This is a genomic window from Haloferax sp. AB510 (genome assembly GCF_024136985.1).
Classification (GTDB): domain Archaea; phylum Halobacteriota; class Halobacteria; order Halobacteriales; family Haloferacaceae; genus Haloferax.
In genome coordinates this window covers 15,135-28,274 of the sequence record NZ_JAMYJY010000043.1, presented here as the reverse complement: position 1 = coordinate 28,274, position 13,140 = coordinate 15,135, and the positions used below count along the sequence as shown (strand labels likewise).

The 13,140-nt window shown below is 67.1% G+C and carries 17 protein-coding genes and 2 pseudogenes; 10 read left to right on the top strand and 9 right to left on the bottom strand.

Annotated elements, in window-relative coordinates:
- Positions 1-246: pseudogene (locus NKF06_RS10235) on the top strand (Rieske (2Fe-2S) protein); the annotation flags it as partial.
- Positions 247-309: 63 nt separating this feature from the next.
- Here NKF06_RS10235 and NKF06_RS10230 read toward each other — a convergent pair.
- Complete coding sequence (locus tag NKF06_RS10230; RefSeq protein WP_058826043.1) at positions 310-1,344, bottom strand: FAD-dependent oxidoreductase; 1,035 nt, start codon at positions 1,342-1,344, stop codon at positions 310-312.
- Positions 1,345-1,500: 156 nt separating this feature from the next.
- Between NKF06_RS10230 and NKF06_RS10225 the strand changes: the two genes are divergently transcribed.
- The 6 genes and pseudogenes from NKF06_RS10225 (at position 1,501) to NKF06_RS10200 (ending at position 5,292) form a co-directional block, all read left to right on the top strand.
- Complete coding sequence (locus tag NKF06_RS10225) at positions 1,501-2,232, top strand: HAD family hydrolase (protein ID WP_253245321.1); 732 nt, start codon at positions 1,501-1,503, stop codon at positions 2,230-2,232.
- Positions 2,229-3,005 (top strand): aldo/keto reductase, encoded by a 777-nt coding sequence (locus tag NKF06_RS10220; RefSeq protein WP_253245320.1) that lies wholly within the window; start codon positions 2,229-2,231, stop codon positions 3,003-3,005. Before NKF06_RS10225 ends, NKF06_RS10220 begins: the two co-directional genes overlap by 4 nt.
- Positions 3,006-3,091: 86 nt before the next feature.
- Positions 3,092-3,796 (top strand): ATPase domain-containing protein, encoded by a 705-nt coding sequence (locus tag NKF06_RS10215; protein ID WP_058826040.1) that lies wholly within the window; start codon positions 3,092-3,094, stop codon positions 3,794-3,796.
- 13 nt (positions 3,797-3,809) lie between these two features.
- On the top strand, positions 3,810-4,226 hold the full coding sequence (locus NKF06_RS10210) for a hypothetical protein (RefSeq protein WP_004975580.1): 417 nt from the start codon (positions 3,810-3,812) through the stop codon (positions 4,224-4,226).
- Between the two features lie 62 nt (positions 4,227-4,288).
- Positions 4,289-4,690 carry a peptide-methionine (R)-S-oxide reductase MsrB gene (gene msrB / locus NKF06_RS10205; RefSeq protein WP_058826039.1) on the top strand — a complete coding sequence of 134 codons (402 nt, stop codon included), beginning with the start codon at positions 4,289-4,291 and terminating at the stop codon, positions 4,688-4,690.
- A 330-nt stretch (positions 4,691-5,020) separates the two neighbouring features.
- Positions 5,021-5,292: pseudogene (locus NKF06_RS10200) on the top strand (hypothetical protein).
- Positions 5,293-5,403: 111 nt separating this feature from the next.
- Here the strand turns inward: NKF06_RS10200 and NKF06_RS10195 are convergent.
- Together NKF06_RS10195 and NKF06_RS10190 are read right to left on the bottom strand one after the other, a co-directional pair.
- Entirely contained in the window at positions 5,404-5,832 is a 429-nt protein-coding gene (locus NKF06_RS10195; RefSeq protein WP_004975577.1) for a universal stress protein, read from the bottom strand.
- A gap of 141 nt (positions 5,833-5,973) precedes the next feature.
- Entirely contained in the window at positions 5,974-6,768 is a 795-nt protein-coding gene (locus NKF06_RS10190) for a helix-hairpin-helix domain-containing protein (protein ID WP_253245318.1), read from the bottom strand.
- Between the two features lie 83 nt (positions 6,769-6,851).
- Between NKF06_RS10190 and NKF06_RS10185 the strand changes: the two genes are divergently transcribed.
- Positions 6,852-7,871 carry an NAD-dependent epimerase/dehydratase family protein gene (locus tag NKF06_RS10185; protein ID WP_253245317.1) on the top strand — a complete coding sequence of 340 codons (1,020 nt, stop codon included), beginning with the start codon at positions 6,852-6,854 and terminating at the stop codon, positions 7,869-7,871.
- Positions 7,872-7,925: 54 nt separating this feature from the next.
- Here the strand turns inward: NKF06_RS10185 and NKF06_RS10180 are convergent, their stop codons facing one another.
- Positions 7,926-8,537, bottom strand: coding sequence for a class I SAM-dependent methyltransferase (locus tag NKF06_RS10180; protein ID WP_058826121.1), 612 nt, complete (start codon positions 8,535-8,537; stop codon positions 7,926-7,928).
- Between the two features lie 167 nt (positions 8,538-8,704).
- Here NKF06_RS10180 and NKF06_RS10175 point away from each other — a divergent pair, with 167 nt between their 5' ends.
- Complete coding sequence (locus tag NKF06_RS10175; RefSeq protein ID WP_253245316.1) at positions 8,705-8,929, top strand: hypothetical protein; 225 nt, start codon at positions 8,705-8,707, stop codon at positions 8,927-8,929.
- A gap of 141 nt (positions 8,930-9,070) precedes the next feature.
- Here NKF06_RS10175 and NKF06_RS10170 read toward each other — a convergent pair whose 3' ends face one another.
- Positions 9,071-9,679, bottom strand: a complete 609-nt coding sequence (locus tag NKF06_RS10170) for a translation initiation factor IF-2 subunit beta (protein ID WP_004975572.1) — start codon at positions 9,677-9,679, stop codon at positions 9,071-9,073.
- Positions 9,680-9,818: 139 nt separating this feature from the next.
- Here NKF06_RS10170 and NKF06_RS10165 point away from each other — a divergent pair, with 139 nt between their 5' ends.
- A complete protein-coding gene (locus NKF06_RS10165; protein ID WP_058826034.1) occupies positions 9,819-10,037 on the top strand; it encodes a hypothetical protein in 219 nt (72 codons plus the stop codon).
- Between the two features lie 60 nt (positions 10,038-10,097).
- Here the strand turns inward: NKF06_RS10165 and NKF06_RS10160 are convergent, their stop codons facing one another.
- The 4 genes from NKF06_RS10160 to NKF06_RS10145 form a co-directional block, all read right to left on the bottom strand.
- Entirely contained in the window at positions 10,098-10,817 is a 720-nt protein-coding gene (locus NKF06_RS10160; protein ID WP_253245315.1) for a fumarylacetoacetate hydrolase family protein, read from the bottom strand.
- A 90-nt stretch (positions 10,818-10,907) separates the two neighbouring features.
- Positions 10,908-11,132 (bottom strand): hypothetical protein, encoded by a 225-nt coding sequence (locus NKF06_RS10155; RefSeq protein ID WP_058826032.1) that lies wholly within the window; start codon positions 11,130-11,132, stop codon positions 10,908-10,910.
- Positions 11,133-11,329: 197 nt separating this feature from the next.
- On the bottom strand, positions 11,330-12,172 hold the full coding sequence (locus NKF06_RS10150) for an ion transporter (RefSeq protein ID WP_253245314.1): 843 nt from the start codon (positions 12,170-12,172) through the stop codon (positions 11,330-11,332).
- An 80-nt stretch (positions 12,173-12,252) separates the two neighbouring features.
- Positions 12,253-13,068 (bottom strand): hypothetical protein, encoded by an 816-nt coding sequence (locus tag NKF06_RS10145; protein WP_253245313.1) that lies wholly within the window; start codon positions 13,066-13,068, stop codon positions 12,253-12,255.
- Between the last annotated feature and the right edge of the window lie 72 nt (positions 13,069-13,140).

Sequence of the window (13,140 nt, the reverse complement as noted above, 5' to 3'; positions counted from 1 at the left end):
CTCCGCCGCGAACTCGGTGGCGCGCTGCTCCGCGAAGACGCCGGCTTCCACACCTATCAGGCGCTCGAAGCCGGGTTCAGACAGGCGGCGACGCGGCCGCCCGAGGAGGCGCGGACCCTCCTCGTCGGCGTCGCGCGCTACCTCGCGGCGCACTCGCCGACGCGCCGGGAGCGAGAACAGACGTTCGGCATCGCCGCGCGACTCCAGCGCGGCGAGTCGGTGTACGGCGAAGACGCCGACATCTGAGGCCGCGTCGAGGTCGTCGCATCGACCCTTGAGGCTATTGTCGTCGCCGTCGGCTCTTTTCGTCTACTGCTCGGCGATTCGCTCGCCCGCGTCGACGCCGCTCCAGAGCGCGGCGTGGACTCGGCCCTCGCCGACCGTCCAGTCGCCAGCGAAGTAGAGGCCGTGTGACTCCCCGCGGCGGAGTATCTCGCGGTCGGCGACGCCGTCGGGGAGGGCGTACCGCCAGCCCTGGTCGTCCACCCAGTCGGGGTCGCGTAGGCGCTCGTCGTCGAGGAGTTCGGCGACCATTCCGGCGACCTCGTCGGCCGCGTCGTCGAGGGGGTCGTCGTAGTGCGCTTCGGACCACTCGGGGCTCGGTTGGACGACGAGCAGGCTCTCGCCGTCGGGGACGTGGCCCTCCTTGCACTCCTCGCGGGCGACCCAGCCGACCGGGTGGGTCTTGTCGGGGTTGACGAGGGCGTACCACGGCTCCTCGCGCTCGAAGGGGTAGTGGAGGACGACGGTTCGAACCGTCCGGTACTCGACGCTCCCGATGGCCTCGCGGAGCGCGACCATGCACTGGTCGCCCCAGCCCATCTCGGTGAGAATCCCGGCCGTCTGCGGGGCCGGCGGCGTCAGGAGCACCGAGTCGAACGGACCGTGTCGCGTCCCCGCCTCGTCGACGACGGACCAGTAGCCGCTGTCGGGGTTGTGGTCGATGGCGGCCACGCGCGTCTCGCGCTCGACGGTCGCCTCGGTCTCCGCGAGCAGGCGCTTCGCCAGTTGCGTGATGCCCTCGGTCCACGTCCACTTGTGTTGGTCCCGGTTGTCGCCTTCCGAGATGACGCCGTCGCCGTCGAACGTCCAGACTGGCTCGTCGATGTTGACCAACCCGTCCGCGCCCAGTCCGCGGACGAGCTGCGCCGTTCGGCGGTCGTAGTCTTTCACGTAGTTCGCGCCATGGTCGTACCGACAGCCGTGTCGGCGGCGCGTCGCGGCGCGCCCGCACACGCCGCGGCTCTTCTCGAGAATCGTGACGTTCGCGTTCGCCTCGCGGAGCGCGTAGGCCGCGCCAGCCCCAGCGGCCCCGGCTCCGACGATGCACACGTCGCGAGTCATCTCGCCACCCCGCGTGTGAGTCCAGCCAGCATTGGTCAGACGTGAGGCTTCGAGGCGCTAAAAGACTCGCAACGCGGCGGGATTGGGGACCGTGTTCGTGCTCGCGGCCGCGGCCGGAGGCGAAAATGATTCACGTCGCGCCGCCGGAGTCCGGGTATGTACGACTCGGTCATCTTCGACCACGACGGCGTGTTGACCACGCTCGTCGAACTCTCGCCCCTCCGCGACGCGACGTGGGACGCCTTCGCCGAACTCGGCGTCGCCGACCCCGACCCGGACCACGTCGAGCAGGTGGTCATCCACGTCTCTCCCGAGGACGTGCGCGCCGCCGCCGAGCCCTACGACCTCGACCCCGAGACGCTGTTCCGCGTCCGCGACGAACGCCAGTCGGCCGCCCAACAGCGGGCCATCGCCAACGGCCGGAAAGTCCCCTACGACGACTTCGACGCGCTCCGCCGCATCGACGCCCCGATGGGCATCGTCTCCAGCAACCAGCAGGCCACCATCGACTTCGTCGTCGACCACCTCGACGCCGCGGACCTGTTCGGTACCGCCTACGGCCGCGAGCCCTCGATGACGAGCCTCCACCGCAAGAAGCCCGAACCCTACTACCTCGAACGCGCCATGGCCGACCTCGGCGTCGACTCGCCGCTGTTCGTCGGCGACAGCGACAGCGACATCGCCGCCGCCGAGGCCGCGGGCGTCGACTCGGCGTTCATCCGCCGCGGCCACCGCGCCGACCACACGCCGACACCCGACCCGACCCACGAAATCGCCGGCCTCGACGACCTGCTCGAACTCGACGGCGTGCCCGTCGTCGGCGACGCGTCCGCCGCGTCTGGCCCCGCGGCTGACGGCGGCCGCGAGGGCGGTGCGTCGTCTCGATGACCCACTCCCTCCCCCGAATCGGTCTCGGGACGATGGGCCTCGACACGCCCGACGAGGCCGCCGCCGTGACGACGGCGCTGGAGTTGGGCTACCGACACGTCGACACCGCACAGATTTACGGGAACGAGGCGGTCGTCGGCGACGCGCTCGCGGCCGCCGACGTCCCCCGCGAGGACGTGACGCTCGCCACCAAGGTCTGGGCGGACAGCCTCGCGCCCGCCGACGTGCGCCGGACGACCCGCGAGAGCCTCGAAAAGCTCGGAACCGACTCGGTTGACCTCCTGTACGTCCACCGCCCCATCGACACCTACGACCCCGAGGCGACGCTTGCGGCCTTCGACGAACTCGTCGACGACGGCCTCGCCCACGGGGTCGGCGTGAGCAACTTCGCCGTCGCCGAGTTGGATGAGGCGCTCGACCTGCTCGACGCGCCGCTCGTCGCTCACCAGACGGAGTACCACCCGCTGTTCCAGCGCCCCGAACTCCTCGACCACGCCGAGAAACACGGCTACGACGTGGTCGCGTACTCGCCGCTTTCGGGGGGCCGCGTCCGCGACGTTGACGAGGTCGTCGCGGTCGCGGAGAAACACGACGCGACGCCCGAAGCGGTGAGCCTCGCGTGGCTGGCCGAAAAGGGGCTGTGTCCCATCCCGAAGGCGTCGAGCGAGCGCCACCTCCGGGCGAACCTCGACGCCGTCTCGCTGGAACTCGACGCGGGTGACGTGGCGACTATCGACAGTATCGAATCTGAGGTCGAACTGTTCCCCGAGTGACGAGTCAGGCGCTCGGTGCCGTCTCGAAGTCTCAATTTCGATACTAGTCCCGGAACGATTATAATAAGACGGGCGAGTGTCCGACCATGCGGATTCCGAGTGGGGTAAGCGGGTTCGACGAACTCATCCAGGGGGGTTTCCTCCCGCGCCGACTGTACGTACTGAGCGGGCCGCCGGGCAGCGGGAAGACGACGTTCACGTCGCAGTTCATGGCCGAGGGGCTTCGTAACGGCGAGAAGTGCATGTACATCACCATGCACGAGACCGAAGACGAGCTGATAAACGACATGTCGAGTTTCGACTTCGGCTTCGAGACGCTCGCCAGCTCCGAGGGCTTTCGATTCATCAACCTCGTGAGCCCGAAGGGGAAACACATTCTCAACAAGTTCTCCCAGAGCGGGGGGTCGTCGAGCGTCCAGAGCCTCACCGACAAAATCGTCGCGTTCGTCAACTCCCGGCAGGTCGACCGCCTCGTTATCGACTCGACGATGTTGCTCCGGCTGTTTTTCGCCAACGGCTCCGAGGAGATGACGCGGTTTCTGACGGCGCTCAAGCAGGGCGACGCCACGACGCTTCTCATCTCCGAGATGACCGACCCCTCGTCGTACTCCGACGAGCACTTCCTCGCCCACGGCGTGGTGTTCTTCCACAACTATCTGGAGGCGACGGGCATGACGCGCGGCATTCAGGTCATCAAGATGCGCGGGACGAACATCGACTGCGACATCCGGTCGCTCGAGTTCACCGACAACGGACTAGTCGTCGACCCCCGCTCGAAGGTCGACCTCTGAGGTAACCACAACAATGTACGAACGGGTCTTCGGAACGGACTGGCGGACGATTTCGGACGAGGAGGCCATCCGCCGGATGTACGCCCTCGGCGTCTCCAGCGCGCTCGGCCACCCGAACCGCGGCGAGTTCGAGCGCATCCGCCGGCAGGCCGGGACCGCCTACGGCCGGAGCGTCCTCCAACTCGCCTTCGAGGAGGGGAAACAGCGGGTCGCCCGCAACGAGTCGGAGTACGACTCGAAACAGGACGTCTGGGAGGCGCTCGTCGACGAGGAGACATCGCCCTCTACGGCGGGGCGCGCCGACGTGACGATGCAGAAGCCGACGGACAAACAGGGTATTCCCAAAGCCGTCGGCCGAGCGTCCGTCCTCGACGGCGGCGGCGACGACTTCTCTCGGATACGGCTGCCGGAGTTCCTCCGACGCGGGTAGCCGGCCGACCTCCGACGCGAGTAGCCGACGAGCCTTTGGGCGTCCGAACCCTCTCTGGACGCATGAGTGACAGCGACTTCAGCCTCTCCGAGTCCGAGTGGCGCGAGCGACTCTCGGAGGACGCCTACCGCGTCCTCCGCGAACAGGGGACCGAGCCGCGGTTCTCCGGCGAACACGTCGACCGGAGCGACGACGGCGTCTACCGCTGTGCTGGCTGTGGGACCGAGCTGTTCGACTCGGAGACGAAGTACGACTCGAACTGCGGGTGGCCGAGCTTCTACGCCGCCGAGGACTCGAACATCGAGCTTCGCCGCGACCTGAGCCACGGGATGGACCGCACCGAGGTCGTCTGTTCGACCTGCGGCGGCCACCTCGGCCACGTCTTCGACGACGGCCCGGAGCCGACCGGCAAGCGATTCTGTATCAACTCGGTCGCGCTCGACTTCGAGGCGGACGAACAGTAGGACCCGGAGTTCGGTGACCGGACCGAGGCCACCCGTCACCCACCCCACGCCGACCGCCGATGTGCGTCTGTTGGGGTCCGTTTCTGTTTTTCCCGTCGCACGGGGGAAAAGCCCTTTTCGAACCCGAACGCGCCCACAAGCACGACTTTGCGGTGCATCCGCTCGGTGTTAGGCTCGACCTAGGTCGAAAAACGTTCGCCCGACGGGGGCTATCCGACGGTGCGATCGCCTCGCCGAGAATCCCGGTGTCGCGGCGGTAGGACGGGTCTAACGTCCGTCTCCGGTGAGTAGCCGACACGTACCAAATTAGGGTGGTGACGTACGTGCTGTATGTCTCGCAGCTATCCGGTCCGCCGCACCCGACCCGGCGGACACCGCCGTTCACGCCGTACGCCCTCGTCGTCGCCGGCCTCGTGACGTTCTGTATCGCCGTTCTCGCCCCCGTCGCCGACCTCTCGGCGGGCATGTCGGTGATGAACGTCGCCGCCGGCGGGGCCACGCCGACGTTCGACGGCGGGACGCTCGTCATCAGCGGCGGTCTGCTCCTCATCAGCGCCGCATCGACGTTCTTCGGCGTCCTCCTGTTGCTGCTTCGGCTCTGAATCGGCGGGATGGCTCCGTGAACGCCGCGAGAATCGGAAAAATACGCGAGACACGGGACCTCGGACCCCGTTTCGGTGTTGTGACGTGTTCGCTCGCCCGGCGCGGGCGGGTTATCGCCGCTCGATGGGGGTGGCGAGGACGGGTATCTTCGACTGGACGACGACCGACCGCGAGACGCTTCCGAGGATGTTGTCCTCGAAGCGCGCGTGGGTGCCCATCGAGATGAGCGCCGCGTCGATCTCCTCGGCGAACGCAAGAATCTCCTCGGCCGGGTCGCCGCGACGGAGTTCGGTGGCGGCGTCGACGCCGTACTCGGCCATCGTCTCGGCGGCCTCAGCGAGCGCGGCTTCGCCTTGTGACCTGAGTTCCTCGTACACCTCGTCGACGCGCTCGTCGGCGAGCGTCAGGAAGGCGCGTTCGTCGACGACGTAGAGCAGGGAGACGGCGGCGTCGCGCTCTGCGGCGAGTTCCGCGGCGTCTTCGACGACCGGCTGCATCGAGTCGCTCCCGTCTATCGGCACGAGGATTGTGTCGTACATCAACTGGGAGTTAGGCGGGGACAGTATCACCCTCTTCGCCAGTTCCCGCGTGATGGGAACTACGAGATGCGGTGCGCAGAACGGCCGCTGCGCGGGAGTCCGTTCCCGGGTCCACAACAGAGGCGACGACGATGCGCACGACTACCCGTCACCGGTCGCGTCGTCGGTGTCGGTCTCGTTTTCGGTGTCCGCGTCGCTCTCCGGTTCGGTATCACCGTCCGCGGCCTGTTGCTCGGCGTACCGCTCGGCCCGCCGTTTCCAGTCGGTGACCCGCTGCGCCGACACGTCCGCGGCGGCGGCGAGTTCCTCGTCGGACGCCTCGCGGAGCGCCGACACGGTGTCGATGCCCGCCGCTCGGAGCCGGGTCGCGTACGCCTCGCCGATGCCGCGGATGTTCCGCGGGTCCTCGGGGTGTCGTTCCGCTTCGGCGGCCGCCTCGGCACCGACGCCGCCCGCCGAGACGACCGTCGCCAACTGTTCGGTCATCGCATCCACGCGACCGTCGAGGCCGTCTACTCGGCCTTCAACCTCGTCGATGCGCGCCGCGAGGTTTTCGTGGGTGTGTTCGGTCTCCCCGTCGGCGACGGTGGTTACGCCCGCAACGTCCGGGTCGACGCCGGCTTCGGCGGTGGCCGGGTCAGTGTCGTCGTCGCGGTCGTCGGTCCCGCTCTCGCCAGTCTCGTGTTCGTCTCCGTCTTCGTCGCCTTCGGCCTCGTCGCCTTCGGATACGTCGCCCGCGTCGTCGCCGACGCCTTCCTCGGCGAGCGAATCGCCCGGTGCCACGTCGTCGGGGAGGACGTACACCAGCGACTCCCGCGGTACGTACCCGATGACCTGTTTGCGCTTCTTGTCGGCGGTGAGGACGACTCCGCCAGAGTCGAGCGCCTTGTAACCGCCGCACTCGAAGCTGGTTCCGTCCGTGAGATACACCTTCATAATCAATTATTGGTTTTAGGACAGGATGAGTGTTGTCGCTCCGCTGTCGGGGGTTTATCATCGCTCGCAGCGCCTCACGACGCATGGACGTGTTCGTCATCGGCGGCACCGGACTGCTCGGCACGGGAATCGTTCGGCGACTCCTCGCCGCGGACCACGACGTGACCAGCCTCCAGCGGGGCGAGACCGACGACGACCTCCCAACAGGCGTCGAGCGGGTCACCGGTGACCGCGGTGACCCCTCGGTGCTTCGCGGCGCGATTCGGGACGCGAGCCCCGAGGTCGTCGTCGACATGGCGTGTTTCGACGCCGAGACTGCCCGTGAGGCGGTCGAAATCTGCCGGCCCGTCGCCGACCGCTACGTCTTCTGCAGCACCATCGACGTGTACCACCGACCACCGCCGAAGAATCCCGTCACCGAATCGAGCCCGCGGAACCCGCCGGTCAGCGACTACGCGGCCGGGAAAATCGCCGCCGAAGACGCGTTTTTCGACGCGCACGACCCCGACGAGTTCGAAGTGGTCGTCCTCCGCCCGTGGAACACCTACGGCGAGGGCGGAACGCTCGTCCACACGCTCGGCATGGACTCGTCGTACATCGACCGAATCCGCGAGGGGAAGCCAATCGTCGTCCACGGGGACGGCACCTCGCTGTGGGGGCCGTGCCACCGCGACGACGTGGCGCGGGCGTTCGTCGGCGCGGTCGAGCGCCCGGGCGTCGGCGGCCGCGCCTACAACGTCACGAGCGAGGAGACGATGACGTGGAACCAGTACCACGAGCGCGTCGCGGCCGCGCTCGACGCGCCTGCCCCCGACCTCGTTCACGTCCCGACCGAGGTGCTTCGCGCGGTCGCGCCCGACCGGACGCGGATGCTCCGAGACCACTTCCGGTACAGCACCGTCTTCGACAACAGCCGGGCGAAGGCCGACCTCGGATTCCGCTACACGGTCGAGTTCGAAGAAGGCGTCCGCGGGGTAGTGTCGTGGCTGGACGACCACGACGCGGTCGAGCCGTGGGACGCCGACCCGCTTTCGGACGACCTCGCGGCCGCGTGGCGGGACGCGACCGACGCGTTCGTCGCGGGGTTCGAGTCGGGCGAATGAACGCCCTGAGGCGGTGACCGAACCGGCCGAGTCGAAACCAGTCGTCCCCTGAACTCACTCCGGCTTCTGCAGAATCAACTCCTCACAGGCGTGTCGGTGCGATTCGCCCGCGGAGTCGTCGTCAAAGACATACTCGTCGCTGTGGCGGACTTCCCAACCGTCGTAGTAGCCTGCCAGTTCGCCGGGGTCGTAGAGGTGTTCGTTTTCACCCCAATCGGGTGCCGGCGCGACCTCCGGGTGGTCGACGAAGGCCCACACCGCGTGAACGCCGCCGGGGCGCGTCGCCTCGCGGAACCGTCGGAACTGCGACTCGCGGTTCTCCGGGCGGACGTACTGGAGTGTCCCGATGGAGTAGACCACGTCCCAGCGCGACTCGAACGCGAGGTCGTTCACGTCGGCGCACCGGGTCGTGAGTTCGACGCCCCGCTCTTCGGCGAGTCGTTCGGCCTTGTCGAGACCGTTCGGCGAGATATCGACCGCCGTCACGTCGTGGCCGCGCTCCGCGAACCGGACCGCGTCGCGCCCCTCACCCGCCCCGAGGTCGACGACTTCGGGGTGCGTCTCCGGCGAGACGGCGTCCGCAGTCCGGGTCGCGAGTTCGTTCGGTTCCGTCCCCCAATAGTAGTCCGCGCCGTCGTACAGCCGCTGTAGCTCCTCGAATCGCATGACGTGACCGATTCGAGGCGGCCTGATACGACTTGTGGCTCGGTCGGCCGCGACGGTCGCGGCGACCGTGACGCCCACGACGCCCGCGACGCCCCGCGAACAACGGTCGCTCCCGCGTCGTAGGAACGAGCGTCGCCTTTTCACCGATTCCGCACCGATATTCGGACATGCTCCGAGCCCTGTTGGCGGCGTTCGGTCTGGTGGAACTGCTCTTCCCGGACAAACTGGTCGCGGTGATGACGCGCCTCGCCTACGAGGACGGCGGCGAGATGACGGTGAAACCGTGGGTGGTGACGGCGGCGCGCGTCGAGGGAGCGGTGTTCCTCCTCGTCGCGCTGTTCGGCCTCCGCGGTCGGTGCGGCGGTGACGGCGAGGCCGACGAAGACGAATAACTGCGTCTCGCGGGCGTCACCGACGCTGGTGACTCGGCCCGCGAAAGAAGCGACCGCGGCGAGAGAATATGAGACTGTGCGCGGAAATCGGTCGCCGAGCGACTCGTGTTCCGCCGCGTCGGTGCGACGCGTGCGTCCGGCTCAGGCGAGTCGCGCGAACGCGAGCGACCCGCTCGTGTTCTTGATGTAGACGCGGACGGTCTGTCCTTCCTGCGCGCCGGGCACGAAGATGGTGTACTTCCCGCGCTGGGCGACGCCGTCGCCCTTGCGGCCGGTCCCGGTAATTTCGACCTCGTAGGTGCGACCCTCTTCGACGGCCTCGCGCTGGCGCTTGTTGCTCACGCTGGAGCGCTTTTGGACCGGGCGGAACGCACCACAGGCCTCACAGCGAAGCATGTCGACGCCGTCCTCGGTGACGAGGCGGGTGTCCGGCAGGCCACACTCCGAGCAGATGACGTACTCCTCGACGTAGCCGTCGATGGCCTCCTCGAAGTCGTTGATGGAGAACGATCCGCTGTAGCGGGCGCGGTCGCCTTCCAGCTGACCGCTGGTCCCGAGGGTGCGCTGGATGGCGCTGTGGAGGTGCGCGGGCGTCCGCGAGAGCGCGTCCGCGATTTCCCCGAGGTTGGTGAGGCGGGTGAACGCGCCGTCGGTCTCGCCGGACGGGTCCGGCACTTTGAGGCGTTCCTGTTCGACGTTTCGTTCCGGTAGGACGTTGAGCGCTCGGTCGAGCGCAGTCTGATACTCCATAGGGGTTCGAGTGTCTGGCGACGTATAGCCGTTCCGTGACCGTCCTTCCCGCGACACCGACGCGCCGCTGTTCGTTTCACCGCCTCCGTCGGCGGAATCGAGCGCCACGCCTTCGGCGCTGGCTCTCGAACGCCTTTCCATGGGCTACACGTGGCAGTACTATGACCTCGTCCTCCTCGGCATCCTCGGGAGCCTCGTCGCCGGCGTCGTCGCCGGCCGACTCACCTCGATGGAGCCGCAGACGACGCTCGTCGGCTTCAGCGCCCTCGCGGCCGTCGTGATGGCGCACGGCCTGTTCGTCAACGGTCCTGTGGACGAGCCAGGTGACCTCGCCGACGAGGTTGAGGCGCTGAACTGAGTCGGGCGACCTGACGACCGTCGGTCGTTCGCTCGCACCTCGTCGTCTCCCCGCGCGTCCTTACTTGCCGTCGACGACGCGGTTCGTCAGCGTTCCGACGCCCTCGTACCAGACCTCCACGTCGTCACCGGGTTCGACCAGCCCGGGGTTCGCCGGGCTGCCGAACGAAATCACGTCGCCCGGCTGGAAGGTGTAGCGCTCCGAGAGGAACGAGACGACCTCCGCGGGCGAAAAGAGCATGCGCTCGGTGTTGGCTTCCTGCCGGAGTTCGCCGCCGACGTGGGTCGTCATGTCGATGTTCGCGGGCTCTACGTTAGTCTCTATCCACGGGCCGAGCGGCCCGGAGCCGTCGAACGCTTTTCGAGCCGTTCGGCCGGGCTGGTCGAGCGCATCGAGGTCGTTGAGAATCGTGTAGCCGCGGACCACGTCCGACACGTCTTCCTCGGCCACGTCAGAGCACTCGCGGTCGATGACGGCGGCCAGTTCGCCGGCGTAGGTCAGTTCGTCGGTCCAGTCGGGGTACTCGATGTCCGCACCGGGGTCGAGCACCGACACCGGCGGCTTGATGAACCAGTCCGGCTGGTCGGGAATATCGTAGTTCATCTGGTCGACCGTCGCCGCGTAGTTCCGGCCCACGCAGTAGAGCGCGGTCGGCTCGCAGGGGGCGAGCAACTCGGCGTCGACGCCGACTTCGTACTCCTCGCCGTCGGCCGTTACGACGCCGTCGTCGTACCGACCCGACACCACTCCGTCGTCGGTTCGAATCCGTGCCAATCGCATCGCTCTCCCGTCGGTCGGCCACTCACTTCAAGCGACGTGTCTCCGCAACCGAACGCGGGCTATGTAATAACGCGCGGGTCGTCGACGAGTTCAGTCGGACGCCGATTCCCGGTTCATCCGGGGCATCGACCGGTTCTCGCGGTCGACGAGGTTGTGGATGCGCTCGGTTCGCGTCGATTCGAACTGGCGCTGACACCGGGCGACGCCCGACGCGGGGTCGGTGGGGTCGGCGTTGGGGCGAGTCTCGCCCTCGGCGGTCGCGTCGCGGTCTGTTCGCAGGGTCGGTTCGTAGGTCGGGGTGGCGTTTGTGCTCACGATTTTGATGGTTCGGGTCGGTCGGACGGCTATGCGGCGACGAGAAGAGTTAGCGACGTACGCGTACGACCGACATTGTTGTACCCGGCAGTACAGACTAATCTATAATAAATATTCATGTTCGAACAGCGGCGCGGTTCGACCCGCGGTTGTGACCGCGTCGCAGCCACGTTCGTTCTCCCGCGAGTCGTACTCACTCACTCCCGCGAGTCGTACTCCTGATAGATGACGTGGCCGCAGGACTTGCAGTGGGAGGCGTCGGCGTCGTGGTAGGCCAGCCCGCAGTTCTGGCAGGTGACGGAGACCTTGTCGCGGTGGCCCCACTCCTTGACGATTTTGCTCGCCTGCCACGGGATGAGGATGATGCCCGCGAGGATGGCGGCGACCGTGACCCACCGCCCCGCCTCGGTCACCGGGACGATGTCGCCGAAGCCGACGGTCGAGAGCGCGACGACGACGAAGTAGAACGCGTCGCCGAACGTCCCGATTTCGGGGTTCACCCGGTGTTCGAACGAGTAGAACATCCCCGCGGCGACGAAGAAGATGGTGAGCACCGTCAACAGCAGTTTCATCACGCGGAGCGTGCCGACGGAGACGGTGCCGAAGAAGAACTCCTCGTCGCGCGTGAACCGGTAGAACCGGAGGACACGGACTACTCGAATCGCCCGCAGGAAGCCGATGTTGGCGGCGAGCGACGAGACGGGAAACACGAGCACCGCCAGCGTCGGCAAGATAGCCAGCAGGTCGATGAACGAGTAGACGTTGAACAGTTCGGCAGTCCGGTCCCGCGCGCCGTAGAGACGGAGGAGGTACTCGGCGAGAAAAACGAGAGAGACGGCGACCTCGACGGACCAGAGCATCGACTGGACCGACGCCGAAACCGGGTAGGTCTCGGCGACGAACACCCCGACGAACAGGAGGTTGAGCCCGAGGAGCGCGATGTCGATGGCCTTGCCGATCGCGGTCCGGTGGTCGAGCAGATAGAACCTGACCACGTCCCGGGGCGTCTCGCGGTGCGACCCGCGCGCATGACCGTCCATACCCCGTCTTCGGCGGAGAGATACTTATACCGTCGTTCGTGGGACGGTGGACTGACGGCGGCGACTCGGCGGCGACCGTTTCAGAGGACGATTGCGCCCTCGGGGAGTAGCTCCCGTTCGGTTCGCCGCGCCTCCTCGCCTTCCTCGACGAGCGTCGGCTCCTCGACCGGTTCAGAAAACCGGTTCGGGTCCGGTTCGACTCGCTTGAGCATCGACGAGAACACCGGACCCTTCCGGCCGCCGGCGGAGGTGATACCGCCGTACTGTCGCTCCTCGAACGTCGACTCGTCGGGGCTGGGGAACTCCTCGCGGATTATCTCCGCGGTGTCCCTGATGTACTCGGCAGCCTCCTTCTGCGAGTAGAGGCTCTCGTTGTAGTAGCGCTCGGCGTACTTGTCGTCGAGTTCCTCCGTGGAGTGTTCCGGCGACTCGTAGAGGACGGACTCCGTCGTCGTGTGGCCGCTGGCGAATCGGATGTTGACCGTGAAGCAGTCGGGATACCGCAGGATGATGGGGAAAAACAGCATGTCGGTGACGGTGATTCGCTGTTGCATCCGCCAGAGCCCCTCGAAGTAGTAGGCCGTGAGTGCGCCGACGCGGTCGTCGCGCTCGCCGCGGTTGTACGCCATCGCAATCTCCTCGTAATCGTCGCCGGCGATGTGGCGACAGCGCCGCTTGTAGCTCTTCGCAATGCCTTCGAGTTGCGTCTCGTAGGCTTCGAGCAGGGAGATATTGGGGTCGGCGAGCATGTCCGCCTTCCGCTCTTGGGCGTCCGCGATGTTCATCATGTTCTCGTGGAACAGCCGTTCGGCGTCCTCGTCCGGCAGCGGCGTTCTGACTGCCTGCCGGTACAGCACCCGCGTATCCCCGTTGAATGTGACCCGCTGCTCGCTCATCTCGTGAAGATGTAATGCGGCGAGTAGAAATGAATTCGTTGGTAATCCGGACGGTTTCCCGAAAGTCGCGAG

What these genes read in the sequence shown, in the direction of transcription:
- NKF06_RS10225 (WP_253245321.1), top strand. Translation starts at nt 1,501, where the DNA reads ATGTACGACTCGGTCATCTTCGACCACGACGGCGTGTTGACCACGCTC.
- NKF06_RS10185 (WP_253245317.1), top strand. Translation starts at nt 6,852, where the DNA reads ATGGACGTGTTCGTCATCGGCGGCACCGGACTGCTCGGCACGGGAATC.
- msrB (WP_058826039.1), top strand. Translation starts at nt 4,289, where the DNA reads ATGAGTGACAGCGACTTCAGCCTCTCCGAGTCCGAGTGGCGCGAGCGA.
- NKF06_RS10195 (WP_004975577.1), bottom strand. Translation starts at nt 5,832, where the DNA reads ATGTACGACACAATCCTCGTGCCGATAGACGGGAGCGACTCGATGCAG.
- NKF06_RS10145 (WP_253245313.1), bottom strand. Translation starts at nt 13,068, where the DNA reads ATGAGCGAGCAGCGGGTCACATTCAACGGGGATACGCGGGTGCTGTAC.
- NKF06_RS10180 (WP_058826121.1), bottom strand. Translation starts at nt 8,537, where the DNA reads ATGCGATTCGAGGAGCTACAGCGGCTGTACGACGGCGCGGACTACTAT.
- NKF06_RS10190 (WP_253245318.1), bottom strand. Translation starts at nt 6,768, where the DNA reads ATGAAGGTGTATCTCACGGACGGAACCAGCTTCGAGTGCGGCGGTTAC.
- NKF06_RS10160 (WP_253245315.1), bottom strand. Translation starts at nt 10,817, where the DNA reads ATGCGATTGGCACGGATTCGAACCGACGACGGAGTGGTGTCGGGTCGG.
- NKF06_RS10175 (WP_253245316.1), top strand. Translation starts at nt 8,705, where the DNA reads ATGCTCCGAGCCCTGTTGGCGGCGTTCGGTCTGGTGGAACTGCTCTTC.
- NKF06_RS10210 (WP_004975580.1), top strand. Translation starts at nt 3,810, where the DNA reads ATGTACGAACGGGTCTTCGGAACGGACTGGCGGACGATTTCGGACGAG.
- NKF06_RS10165 (WP_058826034.1), top strand. Translation starts at nt 9,819, where the DNA reads ATGGGCTACACGTGGCAGTACTATGACCTCGTCCTCCTCGGCATCCTC.
- NKF06_RS10150 (WP_253245314.1), bottom strand. Translation starts at nt 12,172, where the DNA reads ATGGACGGTCATGCGCGCGGGTCGCACCGCGAGACGCCCCGGGACGTG.
- NKF06_RS10215 (WP_058826040.1), top strand. Translation starts at nt 3,092, where the DNA reads ATGCGGATTCCGAGTGGGGTAAGCGGGTTCGACGAACTCATCCAGGGG.
- NKF06_RS10220 (WP_253245320.1), top strand. Translation starts at nt 2,229, where the DNA reads ATGACCCACTCCCTCCCCCGAATCGGTCTCGGGACGATGGGCCTCGAC.
- NKF06_RS10230 (WP_058826043.1), bottom strand. Translation starts at nt 1,344, where the DNA reads ATGACTCGCGACGTGTGCATCGTCGGAGCCGGGGCCGCTGGGGCTGGC.
- NKF06_RS10170 (WP_004975572.1), bottom strand. Translation starts at nt 9,679, where the DNA reads ATGGAGTATCAGACTGCGCTCGACCGAGCGCTCAACGTCCTACCGGAA.